The sequence below is a fragment of the Sinomonas mesophila genome (assembly GCF_001999765.1).
Taxonomy (GTDB): domain Bacteria; phylum Actinomycetota; class Actinomycetes; order Actinomycetales; family Micrococcaceae; genus Sinomonas; species Sinomonas mesophila.
Genome location: NZ_MTIC01000008.1, coordinates 1 through 20,134 on the forward strand (window position 1 = coordinate 1; position 20,134 = coordinate 20,134).

Here is a 20,134-nt window from a genome sequence, read left to right on the forward strand (position 1 = left end):
CCGCAATCACCCTCGCCGCATCACTCGCATGGCTCAACGCCAGCTTTAGCAACACGCCCTAGGCGGCCACGAAGTGTCCGCTGGCGGCCAGAAGAACGGACCTTCGGCGGCCATGAGATCTGCCCAGTTCCTCTCTGAGCCGGCCGCCAGAGGCCCGGTCACCTCCGCGCGACGGACCGCCGAAGCCCACACCGGCGCCCGGCACCCAGAGCAGACCCCGCTCCGCAGAGGACTTCGAACACTTCGCGGAGCAGCCCGCCCGGGCGGTGGCGCTGACACCGGTACGGCTCAGCCACCGTCCGGGCGCCAGTACCGCAGACCGCCGCTGGTGGCGCCGTCGGGGGCGACGTCTACCACGGCGTACGGGAACGCCAGACGGTCCGACTGGTCAGGTCCGCGACCGCGGACGTCTGAAGACCACGTGCCGGTGTTGACGTACCGGGTGGGGCACGCCTCGAGGGCCGACTCGACGGCCCGATGGGTGTGGCCCGAGACGTACCAGGGCACTCCGGAACCGTGCGCCTCGAGGGTACGCGCGAACCGGCCCGCTGCAGCAGGAGCCTTCTCGCCGGTGACTCTGCGCCCGGCGGCCGCGAGCACCATGCGAGTCCCGGCGAGCGGTAGCGCCGACACCGTCCGGAACCTGGACAGGCGCGCCAGGTCCCGGACGGCAGCCCCATCGAGGCCGAGTCGCAGTGACTCGGCCTGCAATAGCTCGTCGTAGGCGAGCTCCCGGATGCGTCGTTCCGCCCGTTCGGAGGCCAGGCACGCCCGGGCGACGGCCCCGGCACGCCTCAGGCGCGACCTCGGAGGAGCGTTCCAGGCGGCAAGCGGTGGTGGATCCAGCTCGTCGGTGCCATTGATCGCCGTTCGGAGCAGCTCGGGAATCCGGTGCAGCGCGTGGTGCTGATGCCCGTGCTCGGCCACGAGCACGTGGGGCACGTGCAGGAACCACGGGTGCACCCGGACCCGCGTGGGCTCGACGGGTGACAGCAGCGCCGACAGACGGGAGGCAACCGCGGGCCGGGCCAGCTCGACGTCGTGGTTGCCGCACACGAAGTGCAGCTGCACGCCACGCGCCGCACACGCCTCCAGCGCCCGGAACGTGTCGACGTGGCGGGTGAGGATGGACTCGAGCCGGGCCAGGCTCTCATCCTCGGCGAACCCAACCAGCTCGAACGTGTCACCGACGAAGGCGACGTGCTGCAGCGGCCCGGAGGCTGCCAGCACCTCGCGGCGGAGGAACTCGCTCAGCACTCTGCCGGGGCGGCGGGGGTCGTCGTCGAACGCGCCCAGATGGAGGTCGCTGAGGAGCCACCACCGCGCCGCGCGGCTCACACCAGCAGTCCCAGCACGCGTGGAAGGACGAGGAGCAGGCACATCGCCCAGAGGACGGCGACGATGCTGCGGCTCGCTGTTCGGCTGAGGAGCCTCGCGCGTGTGGGCCGCCCAGTGTCCGGTCCGGCGCTGTCCGATCCCGCGCTGTCCGCACCGGCACGTTGCACCTCGATCGCGACGAGGGTGATGAGCAGGGCGGCAGCCACGAGCAGCCCGGCCAGATCGATCATGACGCAACCTCCTTCCGTCCGCGTGCCACGCAGGCCAGGACGGTGGTGACGCCCATCGTGACGACACACGCCTGCCACGACCACACAGCGAGGTAGAACATGGCCGTGGACACCGCCGTGAGCGCGCCGAGGCCAAGCACCAGGACGAGCAGCGCGCCGAGCGTGGGGTCGGTCACCGGCGTGAGCCTGGTCAGTGCCTGCCCCGGGAGCAGGATGAGGACGGCTATCGCGGCGGCTGCCTGCAGCGGTGTCGGCAGCCCGACGAGCGTCACCAGAGACAGCGCCACGGCCGCGAGACCGAGCGCCACGGTGGGCCTGCTGACGCCGCTCATGGCGTCACCCGATACGCGCGTGCGTCGGCGTTGCCGAACGCGAGCTCCACGCCGTCCTGCGAGCTCAGCCACGCCTCCAGCTCGGCCAGGCCGCCCGCGCTGCTGGCGCCCTGGAGCACGAGACTCGCTTTCGACGAGCGCGTGAGCAGCACGACGGCGCCGGCAGGGTTGCGCCGGGCGTAGTCGTAGACGAGGGGGCCGCACGTCGCCGTCGCCAAGTCGTTCCGGCACAGATCGTCGATCGTCCGGTACCGGTGTTCGAGGTAGGCCTCGCTGCGCCACGGCGTCGGGTGGGCAGCCGAGATGATCGCCGAGCCGGGGGGCGCGAAACGCTGCACGGCGGCGACGGCGGCGATCTCACCGTCGGTGAAGACGTCATACTGGGCGTTCCCGAACCGGCCCGTCACGGTCAGCACAGCCAGCAGGAACCCGGTGAGCACAAGGACACCCGCGGCGCGGAAGGAGGGGCGTGTGCTGCCGCCCGTGGGAAGCAGGACCGAGCACGCCTGGAAGGCAATGAAAGGCAGGGCAAACAGCGAGACGCGGATGAGCATCTCCCCGCCGTACAACTGAACGGGGAAGAGCAGCAGTGGGGTGACCGCGAGGAGGACCACGCGGAGGTCTAGACGGCCGCTGCGCCAGTCGCGCACTGCCCCCGCGACGGCCAGCGCCCACAGCACGAGGGTGAGAACGATCCGGACCTGGACCACGATCACATGCCCAGCGCTCCCGCTCAAGCGGTCGACGACGTTCGCCTCGAGCGCGGCCGGAATCCCTGCGTCAAGCAGCGGCGGGTGCCCGGCGAGGAAGGTGCTCGCGGGGAAGGCGAGCCAGAGCCCCAGAATGACCGCGGTGATCAGAGGCAGCCGGCTGGGCCAGAGACGTCCAGTCAGGGTGAGCGCGGTCAGGGCGATGAGCACCATGAACGGCGTCAGCTGATGGCTCGCGCAGATGACCGTGACGAGCAGGAGGGTCACCGCGAGGGCGCTCACCCTGTGCGCCGGCCGGGGATCGGCGGGCGTCCGCCCTCGCCACCACGCCGCCAGATCGGCGCGTCGGAAGCCGCGGAACTCGGACGGCCGCGCGGCCAAAGGGCCGATGATGAGCGCGACCACGACGAGGTACAGGAAGAAGCCGAAGGCCTGAGGAGACAGGTAGTCCTGGTCCTGCCAGTTTCCAAGGCAGAAGATCCACAGCACGAGCCAGCGCCGGCGCGGATCGCTCGTCAGGTAGCGCACCAGCACGCCCAGGGCAGCGAGCCACAGACCCATGTTGAGCACCGGCGCCCACAGGGCAACGGCTATGGGGTCGAGACCGGTTGCCTGGAGCACCGTCGCCAGGAGGGCGAAGAAGGCCGGCCAGTTGAAGTACGCGTCGATTCTTGGGTTGATCCCCTGGCTGTTCGTGAGAGCATCCGCGACGCCAAGATGACGGAACGCGACCTCCCCCCGCGGCACGTCCGTCACGAAGGCCGCGGTCCCGAAGAGCACGAGCACGAGCGCCACGATGAGCCACAGCATGACCAGTCGGCGCGCCGGACCCGCGGCATCCCCCCGCAGCGCCACAATGAAGGCGATGTTCAGGAGCAGGACCCCGATCCAGAACGGGTAGGGCAGCACGGCGACGAGGCCCAGATCGCTGCTCACCGGCACGGCCACCGTGGATGCAGCCCCCACAGCAAGCGCCAGCGACACAGCGCCCGCCACTGCGCACCACACCTCACGGGGCTTCCAGCGCCCCATGGTGCGGATGGTCGCATCGAGCCTTCCGGTGATCACGCGACTCATCGCGCCTCCCGCGCGACGCGCCGAAGGACGGCGACCAGCCGGACGCCGACCGCCGCGGCCCCGATGGAGAGCACCACCAGCCATGTCAGGGCCATCGCGCTGGCGCCCCTCTCGGCGGCCGACAGCGCCGAGGCGCAGAGGGCGACGCCGAGCATCACGCCGACCACGATCGCCTCCACGGAGTGACCGCGGACCCGGCATACGGCGTTGTAGGCCTGCAGCACCGCGTAAGGCACCAGTCCGGCCGCCAACCACTGAAGAGCGCCGGCGGACGAGTCGGCGTACCGCTCCCCCAGCAGACTGAGCAGCGGGTGAGCGAAGAGGGCGAGGACGGCGGCAGCCAGACCTCCTATGGCGAGCGACCAACGAAGACTCGCCATGGTGGTCGACACCAGGCGGGCCGGGTCGCGGACACCCTCGGAGAACTGGACGATGCCCATCAGCGTCGGAGCGGTGTAGGCGGCCCAGGCCACCATCCATGCGGGATACCAGTAGGCAGCGGCCTCCGGCGCTACCATGTGCGCGAGCAGGAGCGGCAGCACCAGCCCTGGGGCCCGCTCGGTAAGGGTGAGGAGTTGGTGCGGAATGCCCAGCGCCAGCAGGGGACGGCCGCGCGCCGAGCGCAAGGACGGTCGCGGCCGGTAGCCGACCAGTCTTCGCAGCTGGACCGCACCGACGACGCACGTCACGGTCGACCCGAGGGTCCAGCAGGCCATCAGCACGTCGGCGGAGGCGCCATGCGCCAGCCAGGCCACGAGCGCCGCAGCCCCGAGTGAGACCCCGCCGCCCAGCGCGTACCTCAAGGTCGCACTGGCGCCGCGTCCCAGCGCCACGAGCGCCTGGTCCAGCACGATGACCAGAGTGCCGGTGACGGCAGCCACGAGGAACGTGAGCCAGAAGAGAACCGATGTCACGGCCGTGTCCGGCGCCACCACCGACTGCAGCACGAGGTAGCCGAGGGCCAGCACGGTGCCGGCTATCCCCACGATGGCGAACGCTGCGTCCAGCACTCGCGCGGGCGACTCCCCTCGTCCCACCGAGACGATCACGGCCGACCCGGCGCCCAGCACTGCCAGCTGCGTGCAGATCATCACGGCCGAGACCGCGGCCGTGGTAAGCCCGACCTCACGGACAGACGTCGCATGCGCGGCAATGATCCAGAAGGCGAAGCCAGCACCCGTCTGGGCGGCCTTGGCCACGATGAGGCCGAGGGAGCTGCGCAGGGCGGAGTGCCGGACCGTTGGGACCTCCGTGACAGCGTTTCCCAGTTCAGTGCTCACGACCGAGACTCCTTGCCATGCCCGCGTAGTTGTACCAGCAGAAGGCCACGTAGTAGCGCAGCCACCGAGGCTGGCCCGCGGCGAGGCTCAAGGCGCTGCCCCGAGCTGCCGCGGCGGCGGGCAGCAGCGCCAACCTGGCACCGCGCCAGCCGTGCTTGCGGATCATCCGTCCCAATCCCGTTCCGTCCATGAGGAACTGGTCGAGCGCGAAGTCGAAGTCGTCTGAGGCGAAACGATGTTCGACGACGACCCGTCGTGACACTCCCGTCCGCAGCCCTGACTCCCGCATCCGCCAACGCAGCTCGATGTCCTCCCCCGACTTGAACGAGTCATCGAAACCCATACCCAGCATCAGGTCTCGGTCGACCATCGTCGCCACGAGCCCGAACCAGTTGCGGCTGCGCCCGGTGCGATGGTGGTGTGCCAGCGCCTGCCCCCAGTAGCCCGGCCCAGCGACACTCTCCAGACCGGCCTGGAGGGCGTCGTAGCCGCCCTCGACCAGCTCCGTGAGCAGGTCGGCGACTCCGGTGGGCCCGAACACGACGTCGGCGTCGACGAGCAGGACCCAGCGAGTGCTGCTGCTCCGCACACCGAGCGTCCGGGCCCACGGCAGGCCGCGGCCCTCGTCACTCAGGACCCGAGCACCGGCCGCGAGGGCGAGGTCGACGGTGCCGTCGGTGGACAATCCGTCCACCACGATGATCTCGGCGACACCGGACTGGCGCAGGGCCTCCAGACAGCGCGGGAGCAGGCGCTCCGCGTTCCGGGCCGGAACGACGGCGGTGACCTCGGCAGAGCTGTTACCCACTGTCTCCCACCCCTCAGGCCTGCTCGTCGAGGACTGACGGCAGCAGCTCGTCGAGATACCGGACGATGTCGTCCGACGCCTCGTCCGCCGTGTACGCGGAGGGCACCTGCAGCAAGTGGCAGGGCCGTCCGTCGAGCGCCTTGTTCAGCACGACCCCCTTCGCCGTGAAGTGCTCGCGCCACGGGACGACGGACGTTGCCGCCAGGCCGGTCACGACCCGCTGCGAGAAGCCGGCCATCTCGATGTGGAAGTTGCCGAGCATGCGGTCGACCATCCACTCGCTCGTCCGCTCGACGATCCTAGACCGGGTGCCCTCGAAGCGCTCGACGTAGACGGCAGCCGCGAGCGGGGCCGAGGTCGTCACTTCCCGCCCCGGGAACGCGGTCCCCGGGGCGACCATGCGGTGCTCCGGCGACCATCGCCGGGAGAAGTCCGCGAGGCGCGGATAGCGGATGACGTACGGGTGCACCACGGTGGTGAGGCGGCTGACGCTGTTCGAGAGCTGTGACGGAACGAGGGGCTTCCGGACACCTTGGAACAGGTGCGGGTAGATGGTCCGGTGGTGCGGCTTGATGAACATCGGCTTGGCGTAGCCGAGCAGCGTGGCGTCCTCGGAGAGGAAGGCCCAGTCGTCGCCCATGAACGACCACCCCTCGCGCCGCATCAGCTTGGCGACCGTGCTCGTCTTGCCGGTCCCTCCGGCGGCGGGAAGCGCGATTGCGTGACCCCGGTACGCCATTGTTGCCGCGTGGATCATGCCTGCTCCCCGACCGACCATGGCGGCATCGAGAACAGGCACCACGGAGGTCAACAGCTCGCCCGGCCCGTGAATGCGCCACTGCTCTGCGTCCCTCACGACCTGGACCCGATCGGCATTGAAACGCGCGCTCTTCTCCGTGTACGCGAGCTCGTGCTCGAGCAGACCCGCATCCGGCATGGGCTCCGGCCGGTCATCGACGACGATGTCGGCCTGCCGTTCGGTGTCGGTGGCGAAACATGCCAACATGGTCTGAAGCTGGGCCGCGGCCGGAGCCTTCGCATCGACGTTGATCGTGACGCGGCCGTGGATGTCGAAGTGCAATGCCTTGGTCTGCCGGGTGCGCATGGTCGTCCCCTGTCTTGGTGGTGTCAGTTGGATGGTGTGGACCGTGTCGGCCGTGTCGGCCGTGTCGACGGTGTCCGCGGTGTCGTCGCGGTGGCGGTTGGTGACGAGTGGACCCGTGTCGACGCGAACGCGCAGGCAGCTGCCGATGGCTTGGCGAACGAAGGCGGGGGCTCGGTGGCAAGAGACAAATGCCTCACCTCTTCATGGCGTGTGTAGACTCTGCCCAATGGGACGCCCTGCCGCAGGAGAGCCGCACCAGCGCTCAGCGCCAGGGATGCGAACCCCGACCGAGAACGTGTAAGAGCTGACTCTGCCCGAAATTTGAGCGTATCGTCGGCCGGCAAGGTAAACACCAGTAGTGAGTACTCGCTTATGGTTCCTCTTATCTCGCGTCCTACGTGGGGAATCCTGCGCCGGTACCTAGTCCCGATGGCCTTCCGTCGTTCACCCAGCCCACCTCTCAGCATGCCGTGAGCACCTCGGCCACGAACTCCTGCTGCTCCACCGTCAGGTGAGGGTGCATGGGCAGCGAGAGGATCTGCTTCGCGGCGCCCTCAGCCACGGGGAACGAACCCGACCCGTACCCGAGGTGCGCGAAGGCGCGGGTGAGGTGCACGGGCACGGGGTAGTGCACGCCCGCGCCGATCCCCGCCGCGTGCAGGGAGGACAGGGCGGTGTCCCTGCGGCCTGGCTCGAGGCACCGCACCACGTACAGGTGCCAGGCGTCCTCGTTACCGGGCAGGCTCCGGGGCAGGGCGATCTCGGACACCCCCGCAAGTAGTTGCGCGTACCGCGATGCCGCCGCCCGCCGTCGTGCGTTCCACTCCGCGAGCAGGCGCAGCTTCGCGCGGAGCACGACGGCCTGGAGAGCGTCGAGGCGGGAGTTCACCCCGACGCGCTCGTGGACGTACCTCTCGCGGCTGCCGTGCGCGGCGAGGAGCCGCACGTCCGTGGCGATGCCCGGATCATGGGTCGCGACGGCCCCGGCGTCCCCGGCCGCGCCGAGGTTCTTGCCGGGGTAGAAGCTCGTCGCCGCCACGTGGCCGAGGGATCCGGCCGCCCGGCCGTGGCGGCGCGCGCCCTGCGCCTGCGCGGCGTCCTCGACGACGGCGGCGCCCCCGCCGAGCGCCAGGGGAATGATCCGCTCGACGGGGGCAGTCTGGCCGAACAGGTGGACCGGGACGATGGCCTGCGTCTTAGGACCCACTGCCTCGGCCACCCTGTCCGGGTCGATCAGCAGGTGATCCGGATCGACGTCTACGAGCACGGGCCGCGCGCCGATCCGTGCCACGGCCTCCGCCGTGGCGATGAACGTGTTGGCGGGCAGGACTACTTCTCCCCCTGCCCGCACGCCCACGGCGCGCAGGGCGAGCTCGAGCGCATCGGTGCCATTCGCGACCCCGATGCAGTGGGGGGTGCCGAGGAAGGCTGCGTACTCGGACTCGAACGCCGCCACCTCGGGCCCGCCGATGAAGGCACCGGACTCCAGCACCCGCAGGAGGTCGGGTACGACGTCCTCCTCGATGTCCGCGAACTGCGCGGCGAGGTCCACGAGCGGGACCCGCAATGCCGGCACGGCCTCGGTCATGCCACATCACCTCCTTCGTCCAGCCGGGCCGCGGGGACGCCGACCCACGTCTCGCGCTCCGGCACGTTTCTGACCACAGATGCCCCCATCCCGACCATGGAATACGCCCCGACGAGCGTCCGGTCGCGCACGCTCGCGTTCATTCCGAGGTGCGCCCCCCGGCCCACGCGCACCGACCCTCCGAGGCACACGCCCGCGGCGAGGGTCGCGAAGTCGTCGACGACGTCGTCGTGCGTCAGGACGACGCCGGGCATCACCACGACGTGCTCGCCCAGGAAGACGTCGGCGGTGAGCACGACGTTGGCCAGCAGGATGCTCCCCCGCCCGACGATGCAGCCCTCCGGGATGACGGCGCTCGGATGGACGAGCGTCGCGTACCGGCTTGCGTCGAAGCCGAGCCCTGCGAGCCGGTCCACGGCCCGCTCCCGTGCCGCGCCCGACCGCATGCAGAGGGCGACCTGCGCGTGGCGGTAGGCCTGGACGAGCTCGAACGGCCCCAGGACGTGGGCGCCGTCGACCTCGGTGGTCCTCAGGGACTTATCGTCGTCGAGGATCCCGACGACGTCGTAGTCGTCGCCCTCGCGGACCATGGCCATCGCCTCGCGCGCGAGCCCGCTCGCGGCCAGAAGCAGGAGCTCGCTCATCCGTGGCGGCCGGTGCGCAGGACCGAGGCGACGACGCGGTCGACGTCGTCCTCCGTCATCTCGTGGTACAGCGGGAGGATGAGCGAGTTGTCGCTCAGCCACTCCGAGACGGGCAGGGGCCGGTGGGCGTTCCGGGAGAAGGCCGGCTCGCGGTGCGCGGACATGAGGCCGCGCCGCGCGGAGACGCCGTCCGCCGCGAGCTGCTCGAGCACGTCCTCGCGGGAGGCCCAGAACGTGGGCATGACGTCGAGCCGCAGCGACTGGTAGTTGGTCCGCCCCCACAGCGGGTCGCCAGCGAGCACAAGGCCCTGGACACCGGTGAAACGGCGGCGGTAGAGCCCGGCGAGGCTGCGCCGACGGGCCACGATCGCCGGGAGGCGGCTGAGCTGCACGAGCCCGACCGCCGCCTGGAGGTCGGTCATCCCGTAGCTGAAGCCCAGCTCGAGGTAGCGCTCCTGCGGGGCTGGGAGGGACGACTGGCGGGACTCGGCGGAGACGTCCATCCCGTGCTGCCGCAGGCGCCGGGCGCGCTGCGCCCAGTCGCCCCGGGAGGTTGTGAGCATTCCGCCCTCCCCCGTCGTGAGGAGCTTGCGGGAGTGGAACGACCACACGGTCACGTCCGCCCTGCGCCCGACGGGCTGGTGGTGGTATTCCGAGCCGGCCGCGCACGCCGCGTCCTCGATGACGGGGATCCTACGGGCGTGGCAGAGGCGCAGGATCGGGTCGATGTCGGCGGGCATGCCGCCCTGGTCGACGACGACGACAGCGGACGTCCGCTCGCTCAGGTGCGGCACGAGCGTGGTGGCCGTGACATTCCCGTGCAGCGGCTCGACGTCGGCGAACACGGTCGCGGCGCCGAGATACCTCGGCGCGTTGCCGGTGGCGATGAACGAGTGCGAGGGCACGACCACCTCGGTGCCCGGGCGGACGCCGACGAGGACGAGGGCGAGGTGCAGCGCCGCGGTGCAGCTCGAGAGGGCGACGGCGTGCGGCACGCCATGAGCGGCCGCAAACGCCTCCTCGAACATCGCCACGCGGGGGCCCTGCGCGAGCCAGCCAGAGGCGATGACCTCGCTCACGGCCTCGGCCTCATCCTCGCCGAGCCACGGCTTCATGACGCTGATCCGCTCGACCTGGCCGTCTTGGATGCTCATGGGACCGCCACCGCCCTCGCCGCGGCGATCTCGTCCCGCAGGGGCCGCCGCCCGCAGACGGACGCGCTCGAAGCGAAGACCACCTTGTCCACGCCGTGCTCGGCGGCCGCCTCGGAGACGGTGAAGCGTCCGTCGGCGAGCAGATGATCTGGCATCAGACTGTGCTCCTTCACTTCCATGGGTGTCACGTAGGGGGTTGTTCACGACGCCCCGACGGGGTCGACGATTGCCCGGAAGGCACGCCAGAGGATCCTCAGGTCTCCGGTCAGGGACCAGTTCTCGACGTAGTACAGGTCGAGGCGGACGGCGTCGTCCCACGAGAGCTCGGAGCGGCCGTTGCTCAGCCACAGGCCCGTGATGCCGGGCTTGATGAGCATCCGCCGGTGCGGATAGCCCTCGCGGTCGGCGACCTCGCGGGGCAGCGGGGGCCGCGGCCCGACCAGGCTCATGGTGCCTTCGAGGACGTTGAACAGCTGCGGGAGCTCGTCGAGGGAGTACCGGCGCATCCAGCGCCCGCAGCGGGTGATCCGTGGATCGTCGCGCATCGTGAACAGGACGCCGTGGGCGTCGCTGCCGTTCGTCAGGCCCTCGGGCAGGGCCTCGGCGCCGGGAACCATGGTGCGGAAGGTGACCATCCTGAAGGGTGCCCCGCCGCGGCCGATGCGCTCCTGCCGGAACAGGATCGGCCCCCCGGAGTCGAGCCGGACGACGAGGGCGAGCGCGAGCAGGAGCGGCGAGAGCGCGAGCAGGGCGCACGCGGCGAGCACGATGTCGAGGCCGCGCTTGGCCCAGTGCTTGGCGCCGGAGTAGTAGGGCAGCTCGGCCTCCATAAGGGGAAGCCCCTCGACGGGGCGCCAGTGGATCCGTGGGCCGGCCACGTTCGTCAGGCCCGAGGACAGCACGAGCTCGACCCCGTGCTCCTCGAGGCGCCAGCCGAGCTCCCGGATGTACTGGGTGCCGCCGGGGACGTGGCCGGCGACGATGACGGCGGCGGCATGCTTGAGCGCGACCGTCCGCACGACGTCGTCCGTCGAGCACAGCACCGGGAGCCGCTCGCCCTGGACCGTGAGGCTCTGGCCACGCCGTCCGCCGGGGAGGGCGACGCCGAGCACGTTGTACGCGGCCCCGGGGTACTCCGCGATGCGGCGGGCCACGTAGCGGACGTCCTCCGGCTTGCCGACAACGACGGCGGGAGTCAGGTACAGCCCGTCCCGGCGCTGGCGCTTGAGCCAGGTGCGGCTGAGCCAGCGCGAGGCGAGCAGCCCGAGGATCCCCGCGGAGAGCACGACGCCGAACAGCGCCCCCGGGAACTCGACCTGGAGGATGAACATGACCATCGCGGCGCCGCCGAACACGTGCATCGTGGCGGTCACGACGCGCTTGTACTCGTCCGAACCGACGCCGAACACCGAGGCCTCACGACTCCGGTAGGCCCCGAGCGCCACGATCCACGCGAGCCCGAGGACCGCGAGGATGCCGGGGAAAGGCTCGGCGCCGGCGCCGTCGGTCAGCCATGAGGGGGCAAACGCGTAGCTGCCCAGGATGCAGGAGAGGACGACGGCGGCGTCTGTCACGCGCAGGAACCTCGCATAGCGACGTGGCCAGGCCTCGGCTGCGGCCGACCGGGCGATGCGCGGGCGTGGGGGCGGGATGAGCCCGGACACTCGGCTGGGCGACCAGGACGCGTGCGTCGACATCATGCCGAGGCCGCCCATAGCTGCCTGGCGCCGGTGCTCGGTGTGCTGTGCCACCATGATGGGCCTCCGAGAGGAACGGATGGGAGCTGCCCTGTTTCTCGTTCAAGTACATCGGGCGGTGCCCGGCGGCACACGAGTACCGGGTACGCGATCTGCGCGGAGCCGAGAGGCCGGCGGCACCCGGGCGGTACTCAGTTGCGCCGGGCCGCCAGCGCCGGACTACTCGGAGGGAGCCGTGCGGCCTCAGGACCTCTCCTGAGGTTTCGGGTACGGATCTCGACCGCGAAAGGGCGTTCCGGGTATGCGGTCGCGTACCCGGAACGGCCTTTTGGCGTCGAGATCCGTACCCGAAACGATGGGGAGGGGTCAGTCGAGCACTGCCTCGGGCAGCTCGTCCCGGCCGCGCACGCCGAGCTTAACGTAGCTGCGGTGGAGGTGCCCCTCGACCGTGCGGACCGAGATGGAGAGCCGCTCGGCAATGTCCCGGTCGGCAAGCCCTTCGAGGGCGAGGAGGACGATGCCGTGCTCCCGAGCCGTGAGCTGCTGGGCGGTGAGGAACTGCTCCTCGGGCGAGACGGGCAGCCCCTGGCCGCCGTCGGCGGCGCACTGCCTGGCGAGGGAGCCCGCGCGTCGCGCGGCGACCCGGTCGCCGTCCCGGTCGAGGGCCTGTGCCGCGCGGGCGTAGGCCGAGCGGGCCTGCCGGGGGAGCCCCAGGCGCACCAAGGCCTGCCCCGCCTCGAGATAGCTTCCGGCGCTCGCGTCGAGGACGGACCGCGCCCAGGCGCCCCACGCGTGCGCCCACGCGCCCTCCGCGGCGGGGATCAGCTCGACCACGCGCTGGGCCGGCGCCGTATCCCCGAGCTCGAGCGCAAGGATCTCGGCGACGAGTTCGAGGCCTGGCAGCCCCGCGCCGCCCTCGCGGCGCGCAGTGGCGTGCAGGCCGCTGAGCGCATGCGGCTCCCCGAGCCGATGGCGGGCGACGGCGCGGTGCAGCTCCGCGAGCACGCGCCGCACGTGGTTTCCCCGCCCGGCGGCGGACTCGGCCTCAGCGAGCCAGGCGACGGCGCGGCGCTCGTCGCCCACGGCGGCCGCGGCGACGGCGGCAAGGGCGGTCGCGACCCCGAGGAGCTGGTGCGGGTCGTGGACCCGCAGACTCGCGACGGCCTCGGGCAGGAGCGCCGCGGCATCGCCGAAGCGGCCCCTGCGCACGAGCCCATAGGCCCGGCCGCACAGGAGCGCCGGGCCGCGCGCGACCGCACTGCGGGACCTCGCTTCGAGGGCGTGCCCGAGCTCTTCGTCGCCGAGGTCCCAGCCCCCGCAGTGCAGGCCCGCCAGAAGGCGCAGCGCGAACGCACTCTCGGCGATGGGCAGGAACTCGCCGTCCGCGTCCGTCGCCCCCAGCAGTGCCGTCGAGGTCTCCGCGGCCGCGGCGAAGCGGCCCTCGGCAAAGCGGCTCTCGGCATCCAGGAGCTTCCGCAGGAGCTGGCCTGTCGCGCGCTGGCCGGGGAGCCCCTCGCGCCCGGCCAGAGTGGGCGCCGTGTCCGCCGGGCGGGCCCCGGGGGCATCCCTCCCTCCTGCCTCGGCCAAGAGCGAATCCACGACGCCGTAGTCGCCGCGGTCGGCGGCGCACAGGGCATCGACGAGGGCGCAGTGTTCCTCGACCGACTCCAGCAGGGCCGGATCCGCCTGGCCTCGGGCAGCGAGCAGCGCCGCACGCGCGCGGAGGCGGCCGAGGTCGCCGGCAATCGAGCCGTCCTGGCGGAAGGCCAGCCGGAGGTGGGCGAGCAGGAGGCTGCCGGACAGGAGCGCGCCCGGGGAGGCTGCCTGATCGGGTTTCTGCTCGAGGACCTCGATCGCGACGCTCGTGTCGCCCAGGTCGTGAAGGGCGCGTGCGATGCCGACGCGCAGGCGGAAGCGCTCCGCGGGGGAGCGCAGGAAGCGGCCGAACGTGAGGGCGAGGCCTGGTCGGCCGCCCGCGAGCGCCTCCGCGAGCCCCCTGGCGATCACCTCATCGGGCACGTGGACGCCGCAGTCGAGGTCGAGCTCCAGCCGGCGCAGCCAATGGAGCCCGGCCGGGACCGCATGAAGTGCGATCCGCTCGCGCATCTGGAGCTTTCGGGACGCTGTCGTGACGTGGCAGATGGCATCGGCGCGCATGGGCTGGGCCACGCGGAGGCCGTCGGCTGTCTGCCTGAGCCAGCCGGTCTCGACGAGCCGCGCCACGACGTCGGCGTCGAGCACTCCGGCCTCCGCGAGCGGCTCGGCGAGCGCGACCAGGACCACGGCGTCCCGCTCGCGGGGCGCCAAGACGTCCAGCTCGGCCCCGATCGTCTCCGCGAGAGCCGCGCCGGTGCTCTCGAAGGAGGGCCGGAGCACCCAGACTCCGTCCTCCGCCACGATCCCTCCCCCGGAGCTCGCCTCCTCGAGGAGCCGCGCCAGCAGGTGGGGGTTGCCCCCGCTGATCCGCTGGAGGACGGCGGCGGCGAGCCGGCTGAGCCGGCCGCCGAGCCGCTGCTCGGCGGCCTCGGCGGTCTCCTCCACCGAGAACGGCTCGAGCTCGTGATGCTCGGCCATGCCGTCGTTCCATAGTTTGAGCAGCGCATGGGGCAGGCCGGGGTGAGTCTGCGCCGCGGCCAGGAGTCGCAGCTGCGAGGAGGCAGCAATCTCCGCGAGGATGCCGGCGCTCGCCTCGTCGAGGTCGTGGGCGTCGTCCACCACGACGACGACGCCGCGCCCCTCGGCGCTGTGGGAGCCGAGATCCGCCCAGACGGCTCGCAGCACGCTCACGGGGTCGAGCGCCGGGAGGGGCCCACTGCTCCGGAGGTGGGGGGCGAGGGCCCCGTAGGGAACGGAGCGGAGGGCGTGGCTCGCTATCACGCGCCGGACGGCCTCGCGGGGCGGGAGCGAGCTGACGACCCTGTTCAGGAGGGTGCTCTTCCCGGACCCTGCCTCGCCGGTGATGAGGAGGCTCACGGAATCGCTGCCGCCGAGGGAGTCCTCCAGGGCGGCGCTGAGGGCTCTCCGACGGCGGTCTTGGCCTCTGTGCTCTCGCCCCTCCATGACGTCGTGTCCCCGCCCTAGATGAGCCCGGCCAGGCCGGCTCGGGAGGAGATCCCGAGCTTCGTGAAGATCTGGTAGAGGTGGCCCTCGACCGTCCTGACCGAGACCCCCATGGAGTCCGCGATCTCCCGGTTGCTCGCCCCCCGCGCGGCGAGCGCCGCAACCTCCCGCTCCCGCGCGGTGAGTGAGAGGGCGGGCGTGCGGGGCACGAGCGGCAGGGAGGGCAGGCGTTCGGCGAGCGCGTCGAGCCGGGACTGGGCGAGGGCCGCGGCACCGGGGCGGCCGAGGTCGCGGGCCACGTCGACGGCCTGCGCCGCCGCCTGGGCCTCGATCCCCTCGAGCCGGAGGGCTGCCGCGTCGTCCGCGGCGGCGAGGAGGGCGTCAGGGTCGCACAGGCGCCGCCCGCGGGCCACGGCCCCGAGGAGACGGGTGAAGCGCGAGCCGGTGTGCCGGGCGAGGGCCTCGACATGGCCGAGGCCGTCATCCTCTCGGACCGTGGCCTCGAAGAGCGCCAGGCAGGCTGTCGTGTATCGCCCTGCAGCCTCTTCCTCCGCCGCGAGCGCCCGGAGCAGCCCGGCGGCCTCGGGGTCGCCCAGCCAGCGCTTGGCCAGGGCAGTGCAGAAGTCTGCGGCCCACGCGACCCGCCAGGACGGGGAGCGGTCCGCCGCCGCTGCCCGGTCGAGGTAGCCGCGCGCCTCTGGCCCGTCTCCGAGCTGGGCGAAGGCGAGTGCCGTCGCGGCGTAGGCGAGGCTCAGGCGCCCGCCGAAGCCGGCGTCCTCGAGGTGCACAGTCCCCGCCAGAAGCGGCTCAAGCGCCCGCTCCCCGTGGCCGGCCAGGAGATGGGCCAGGCCCTGCCCGATTTCGACGTCGCCCCCGTGGAGCCTCAGCTGGGACGACCCGCTCCCGGCGAACAGGCCTGCGACGTCGTGGCAGCGCCACCACTGCCCCGCGAGGAGGCAGGCCTCGAGCAGGACGGCATAGCCTGAATCGAAGGCGCCGAGCACGCCCCGGGGACCGCTCTGCACGAGGGATTCCGCGAGGGCGACGGCGTCGTCCGCGCGGCCGGTGGCCGACCACACGTCGGCGAGCATGAACCCGCATGCGGCGCGGAAGGCGGCGCTGCCACCGTGACCGCGCCAGCTTGACCGCAGCCTGTCGGCGAGCCCGCGGTAGCTGCCGGTGAAGCAGCGCTGCTCGAACTCGGCGCGCTCGAGCAGCTCGAGGGCCTCGGACGCCTCGGGTGCCTCGCGACTGGACGCGGCGAGCTCGGAGCGCACGGCGGCGATGGCGTCGAGCGGATCCTCGCGCCCGGGCAGCCAGCGGAGGATCCTGCAGCGCAGGAGCACGCGCCTGGCCGCGCCGACCGGCCCTCCGCTGTCGCCCGGGATGGAGTCGAGCGCCTCGAGCGCCTCCTCCAAGCGGCCGAGCTGGGCGAGGGCCTCCGCGCGGTGCAGCAGGGCCTCGGGGGCGGCGGTGTGGTCCGCCGGGACGAGCCCGGCGAACCTGAGGGCGCGCTCGGGGTCGGCGAGCGAGATGGCCGCACCCGCGGCGGAGGCCAGGAGGTCGCCGCCGATGCCCGCCCCCGAGTCGAGGGACCAGTCCGCGTAGGCGACGAGGTCCCCGGGCGCCTCGCACGGTTCTGGGGTTGTGCCCTGATCGAGCATGTCGCGCAGGCGCCGGCGGCGTTCCTGCGTGAGCCGCTCGCGCACGATGTCCGCCATGCGCGGCTCCGCGAGGGCGACGCCGCGCTGGGCGGTGGCGTCGATCCGCACGAGCCCGGCGTCCTCCATGTGGACGATCACGTTGACGCCGAAGACGCCGGCGAGAGTCGTGAGGGGCACGCGGCGAGCGTCGGCGAGCAGCTCGATGACCTCCCGCACGTCGCGGGGCTCCTTGGCCCAGCGCGCCCGCAGGAGCTCGTCCGCACCCGAGCTCGTGGGTGACTCGATGGGCCCGCGCAGGGTCCACACGCCGCGCCGGGAGACGAGGTTCCCGCGCTCGATCTGTCCGCGGACGATGGTCGGAAGGGCCAGGACGTGCCCCGCGCAGGCCTCGTACAGGGACGAGACGGCCGAGAGCGAGACGATGCCGCCGAGGAGCGTCAGCAGGAGCTCGCGCGTGAGCAGTGGCGTGAGCGTGCCGAGCTGGATCGTGCGGAGTTTCCCCTCCCGGACGAGCCGGCCCAGATCCGTGGGCAGGTCCGCGGGCCGTGGGGCGACGGCGACGAGCTTGGCTGTGCCGTCGTGGAGCAGGTGGGCGATGACTCCGGTGCTCTCCTCGTCGAGGGGCGCCGACGTGTCGACGAGCAGCACCGTCTGGCGCCCTGCCGCGTCCCTCCGGACGAGCTCGTCGACGCCCAGCAGGATGCCGAGGGGGGACTCCAGGTACGCGGGGGCGACGCGGGCGAGCAGGAAGCCGAGCGCGGAATAGGCGCCGGACGACGGCGCGGTGGACGCGTGGACATGCTGGACGTGGGTCTCGGGGCCGAGGGCCGCGACGATGCCGGAGGCGAGGAAGGACTTCCCGACCCCCGGGGGGCCCGTCACGACGACGCCGAGCACGCCAGGTCGCCAGATCTCCGTCAGGGCCGACTCGAGCTCCCGCCGCCGCGCGTGGGCGGCCCAGCGCATCCGCTCGGACTGCCGGTCGGCTCCAGATGCGAGCCAAGGGCCCTGGGCGACGGGCCGCTTCGCGGCGACCACGTCGCCCCGGCCCGCGCCGCTCGGCTCACTGTCAACCAACGCGGCGTCAACCAACGCGGTGCGCGCTGCCCTCATCGGCAGATGCTCAATGGACATAGCCCCCGGTCCTCCACTGGCTGACGGACTAGGGCTCCAAGGCTACTCAGGCACGCTCTTATAACAAGCGTTTGTTTGCCGTTCGCGGGGAATTCAAGTACTCGCCCGCGGGGGCCAAGTAGTTGGCCGAGGGATGCGCTGCGTACACCCCCGGCGCCCGCAAGTACCCGGCATCCCGAGTACTCGCCTCCGGGCACCGAGGTGGCTAGTCCTCTGCCCGCGCCTGCCGCGCGGCGTCCTCCGCCGCGACCCACGCGAGCATCGCGCACTTGACCCGGGCCGCGTAGCGCGAAACGCCCTCGAACGCGGCCGCGTCCCCGAGGACCTCGGGATCCGCCTGCACAGCCCCGCGAGAGCGGAGCATGTCGCGGAACGCGGCCACGAGCTCGTCGAATTCCCCGAGACCGGCCCCCTCGGCGAGGCCGTGGAGCACGGAGGCCGAGGCCATCGAAATCGAGCACCCCTGCCCCTCCCAGCGCAGGCTGCGGATCGCGCCGTCGGACACCTCGACGCGCACCGTGACCTCGTCGCCGCACACGGGGTTGAGCTGGTGCGACTGCCCGACACCCGGAACGGGGAGTTCGCCGGCACTGCCGGGGGCCACGCTCCCGGTCGAGGCGTCGAGGCCGCTTCCGTGGCGGGCCTTGGCATGCTCGAGGATGAGCTGCTGGTAGAGCGAGTCGAGGCTCATCAGGCCACCCCGAAGTAGGCGCGCACGTCGGCGAGGGCGTCCAGGAAGACGTCGACCTCCTCGGTGGTCGTGTACAGGTAGGCGCTCGCGCGGGTCGACGCCGTGAGACCGAGCCGGCGGTGCAGCGGCTGCGCGCAGTGGTGCCCCACGCGGACGGCGACGCCGCGGCTGTCGAGGTACTGGCCGACGTCGTGCGCGTGCACGCCGTCGACGTCGAACGCGGCGAGCCCGATCCGGCCCTTTCCATGCCACTCCTCGCCCGGCCCGGGCCCAAGGAGCCGCACGCCGTCCATCCCAGCGATCCCCTCGGCGAGGCGCTCGCCGAGCTGCGCCTCCCGGGCGTGGATCCGGTCCATGCCCGTGTGCGCGAGGTAGTCGACGGCGGCCGCGAAGGCGATCGCCTGGGAAATGCGCTGCGTGCCCGCCTCGAACCGCTGGGGCGCGGGCAGGTACTCGGCGCGCTCCATCGTCACGGTCGTGATCATGGACCCGCCCACAAGGAACGGCGGGAGCGCGTCGAGGAGCTCACGGCGCCCGTACAGGGCGCCGATGCCCGTCGGGGCGAGCATCTTGTGCCCCGAGAACACCGCGAAGTCGACGTCGAGGGCCCTCAGGTCCAGAGCCAGGTGCGGCGCGGACTGGCACGCGTCGAGGACCACGAGGGCGCCGGCGCGACGCGCGAGCGCGACGAGCTCCCCGACCGGGGCCACGGTGCCGAGGACGTTCGAGGTGTGCGCGAAGGCGACGACGCGCGTGCGCGGCCCGATGACGGAGGCGGCGTCCTCGAGGCGGAGGCGGCCCGCATCGTCCACGGGGATCCAGCGCAGCGTCGCGCCCGTGCGGAAGGCGAGCTCCTGCCACGGGATGAGGTTCGCGTGGTGCTCGAGCTCGGTCACGACGATCTCGTCGCCCGGCCCGAGCGCGAGCCGGCGCGTCTCGGCCCCGCCGCGGCCGCGCTCGGCCCACACCGTGGCCGTCGCGAGGGACTGGGCGACGAGGTTGACGGCCTCGGTCGCGTTCGACGTCCACACGAGCTCGTCGGGGTCCACGCCCACGAACGCGGCGACCGCGGCCCGGGCGTCCTCGAAGGCCTCCGTCGCGCGAACCGCGAGCTCGTGCGCCCCCCGGTGCACGGCGGCGTTGCGCTGCTCGTAGAACTCCTGCTCGGATTCGAGGACGCTGCGAGGCTTCTGGCTCGTGGCGCCCGAGTCGAGGTACACCAGCGGGTGGCCGTTGACCTCCTGGGCGAGCGCGGGGAAGTCGTTCCGGATGCGCTCCACCTCGGCGTCGTCGAGTGCCGGCTGTGCGTGCTGCAGGGTGCTCGGTGTCTTCACCAGGGCCACGGCTGGGGCTCCTTCGCGGGACGGATCGAGGCTGCCTGGGACAGCCTGCGGCGAATACGGCACGTGGGCGTGCCGCAATTCATTGTCCCATGGGGGTGAGGGCGCGGCCTCACGGGGCTCGCGCACCAGAGAGCCGGCGACGGCTGGGGGGAGGAACCTTGGTCTCGGGGAGGTTCCGACGTCGCCGGCTCTGTCCTGGGGAGCCTGTAGCCAGCGTGACTTGGGCTACTGGGACAACTCTGTCACCCGCCGGAGGGGCCCCGCACGGGTAGTCAGTAC

The 20,134-nt window shown here is 72.1% G+C and carries 16 protein-coding genes; all 16 read right to left on the bottom strand.

From position 1 onward, the window contains the following. Nucleotides 1-288: 288 nt before the first annotated feature. The 16 genes from BV907_RS13425 to BV907_RS13495 all read right to left on the bottom strand — a co-directional run bounded on the left by BV907_RS13425 (nucleotide 289) and on the right by BV907_RS13495 (nucleotide 19,855). Nucleotides 289-1,338: a hypothetical protein gene (locus BV907_RS13425; protein ID WP_077490254.1), complete on the bottom strand. Its 1,050-nt coding sequence runs from the start codon at nucleotides 1,336-1,338 to the stop codon at nucleotides 289-291. Further along, entirely contained in the window at nucleotides 1,335-1,568 is a 234-nt protein-coding gene (locus BV907_RS13430) for a hypothetical protein (protein WP_077490255.1), read from the bottom strand. Before BV907_RS13430 ends, BV907_RS13425 begins: the two co-directional genes overlap by 4 nt. Further along, nucleotides 1,565-1,900 (bottom strand): hypothetical protein, encoded by a 336-nt coding sequence (locus tag BV907_RS13435; protein ID WP_077490256.1) that lies wholly within the window; start codon nucleotides 1,898-1,900, stop codon nucleotides 1,565-1,567. Before BV907_RS13435 ends, BV907_RS13430 begins: the two co-directional genes overlap by 4 nt. Continuing rightward, a complete protein-coding gene (locus tag BV907_RS13440) occupies nucleotides 1,897-3,546 on the bottom strand; it encodes a glycosyltransferase (protein ID WP_245827977.1) in 1,650 nt (549 codons plus the stop codon). Before BV907_RS13440 ends, BV907_RS13435 begins: the two co-directional genes overlap by 4 nt. A gap of 137 nt (nucleotides 3,547-3,683) precedes the next feature. Then, nucleotides 3,684-4,967, bottom strand: a complete 1,284-nt coding sequence (locus tag BV907_RS13445) for a lipopolysaccharide biosynthesis protein (protein ID WP_077490257.1) — start codon at nucleotides 4,965-4,967, stop codon at nucleotides 3,684-3,686. Next, entirely contained in the window at nucleotides 4,957-5,775 is an 819-nt protein-coding gene (locus BV907_RS13450) for a glycosyltransferase (protein WP_077490258.1), read from the bottom strand. The genes BV907_RS13445 and BV907_RS13450 overlap by 11 nt, the downstream gene beginning before the upstream one ends. A 13-nt stretch (nucleotides 5,776-5,788) precedes the next feature. Further along, a complete protein-coding gene (locus BV907_RS13455; RefSeq protein WP_077490259.1) occupies nucleotides 5,789-6,880 on the bottom strand; it encodes a hypothetical protein in 1,092 nt (363 codons plus the stop codon). A 460-nt stretch (nucleotides 6,881-7,340) separates the two neighbouring features. Beyond that, nucleotides 7,341-8,468 carry a DegT/DnrJ/EryC1/StrS family aminotransferase gene (locus tag BV907_RS13460; RefSeq protein ID WP_077490260.1) on the bottom strand — a complete coding sequence of 376 codons (1,128 nt, stop codon included), beginning with the start codon at nucleotides 8,466-8,468 and terminating at the stop codon, nucleotides 7,341-7,343. Next, on the bottom strand, nucleotides 8,465-9,112 hold the full coding sequence (locus tag BV907_RS13465) for a NeuD/PglB/VioB family sugar acetyltransferase (protein WP_077490261.1): 648 nt from the start codon (nucleotides 9,110-9,112) through the stop codon (nucleotides 8,465-8,467). Before BV907_RS13465 ends, BV907_RS13460 begins: the two co-directional genes overlap by 4 nt. After that, a complete protein-coding gene (locus BV907_RS13470) occupies nucleotides 9,109-10,266 on the bottom strand; it encodes a DegT/DnrJ/EryC1/StrS family aminotransferase (RefSeq protein WP_077490262.1) in 1,158 nt (385 codons plus the stop codon). Before BV907_RS13470 ends, BV907_RS13465 begins: the two co-directional genes overlap by 4 nt. After that, nucleotides 10,263-10,421, bottom strand: coding sequence for a hypothetical protein (locus BV907_RS18900; RefSeq protein ID WP_175637464.1), 159 nt, complete (start codon nucleotides 10,419-10,421; stop codon nucleotides 10,263-10,265). The genes BV907_RS13470 and BV907_RS18900 overlap by 4 nt, the downstream gene beginning before the upstream one ends. Before the next feature lie 45 nt (nucleotides 10,422-10,466). Continuing rightward, the gene (locus tag BV907_RS13475) at nucleotides 10,467-12,020 is read right to left on the bottom strand and encodes a sugar transferase (RefSeq protein ID WP_139346776.1); all 1,554 of its coding nucleotides are present in this window, start codon (nucleotides 12,018-12,020) and stop codon (nucleotides 10,467-10,469) included. 309 nt (nucleotides 12,021-12,329) lie between these two features. Then, complete coding sequence (locus BV907_RS13480; protein ID WP_077490264.1) at nucleotides 12,330-15,023, bottom strand: helix-turn-helix transcriptional regulator; 2,694 nt, start codon at nucleotides 15,021-15,023, stop codon at nucleotides 12,330-12,332. Nucleotides 15,024-15,040: 17 nt separating this feature from the next. Further along, entirely contained in the window at nucleotides 15,041-17,800 is a 2,760-nt protein-coding gene (locus BV907_RS13485; protein WP_217697932.1) for a helix-turn-helix domain-containing protein, read from the bottom strand. A gap of 226 nt (nucleotides 17,801-18,026) precedes the next feature. Further along, nucleotides 18,027-18,512 (bottom strand): Fe-S cluster assembly sulfur transfer protein SufU, encoded by a 486-nt coding sequence (gene sufU / locus BV907_RS13490; protein ID WP_077490266.1) that lies wholly within the window; start codon nucleotides 18,510-18,512, stop codon nucleotides 18,027-18,029. After that, complete coding sequence (locus tag BV907_RS13495; RefSeq protein WP_077490267.1) at nucleotides 18,512-19,855, bottom strand: aminotransferase class V-fold PLP-dependent enzyme; 1,344 nt, start codon at nucleotides 19,853-19,855, stop codon at nucleotides 18,512-18,514. The genes sufU and BV907_RS13495 overlap by 1 nt, the downstream gene beginning before the upstream one ends. Nucleotides 19,856-20,134: the final 279 nt, after the last annotated feature.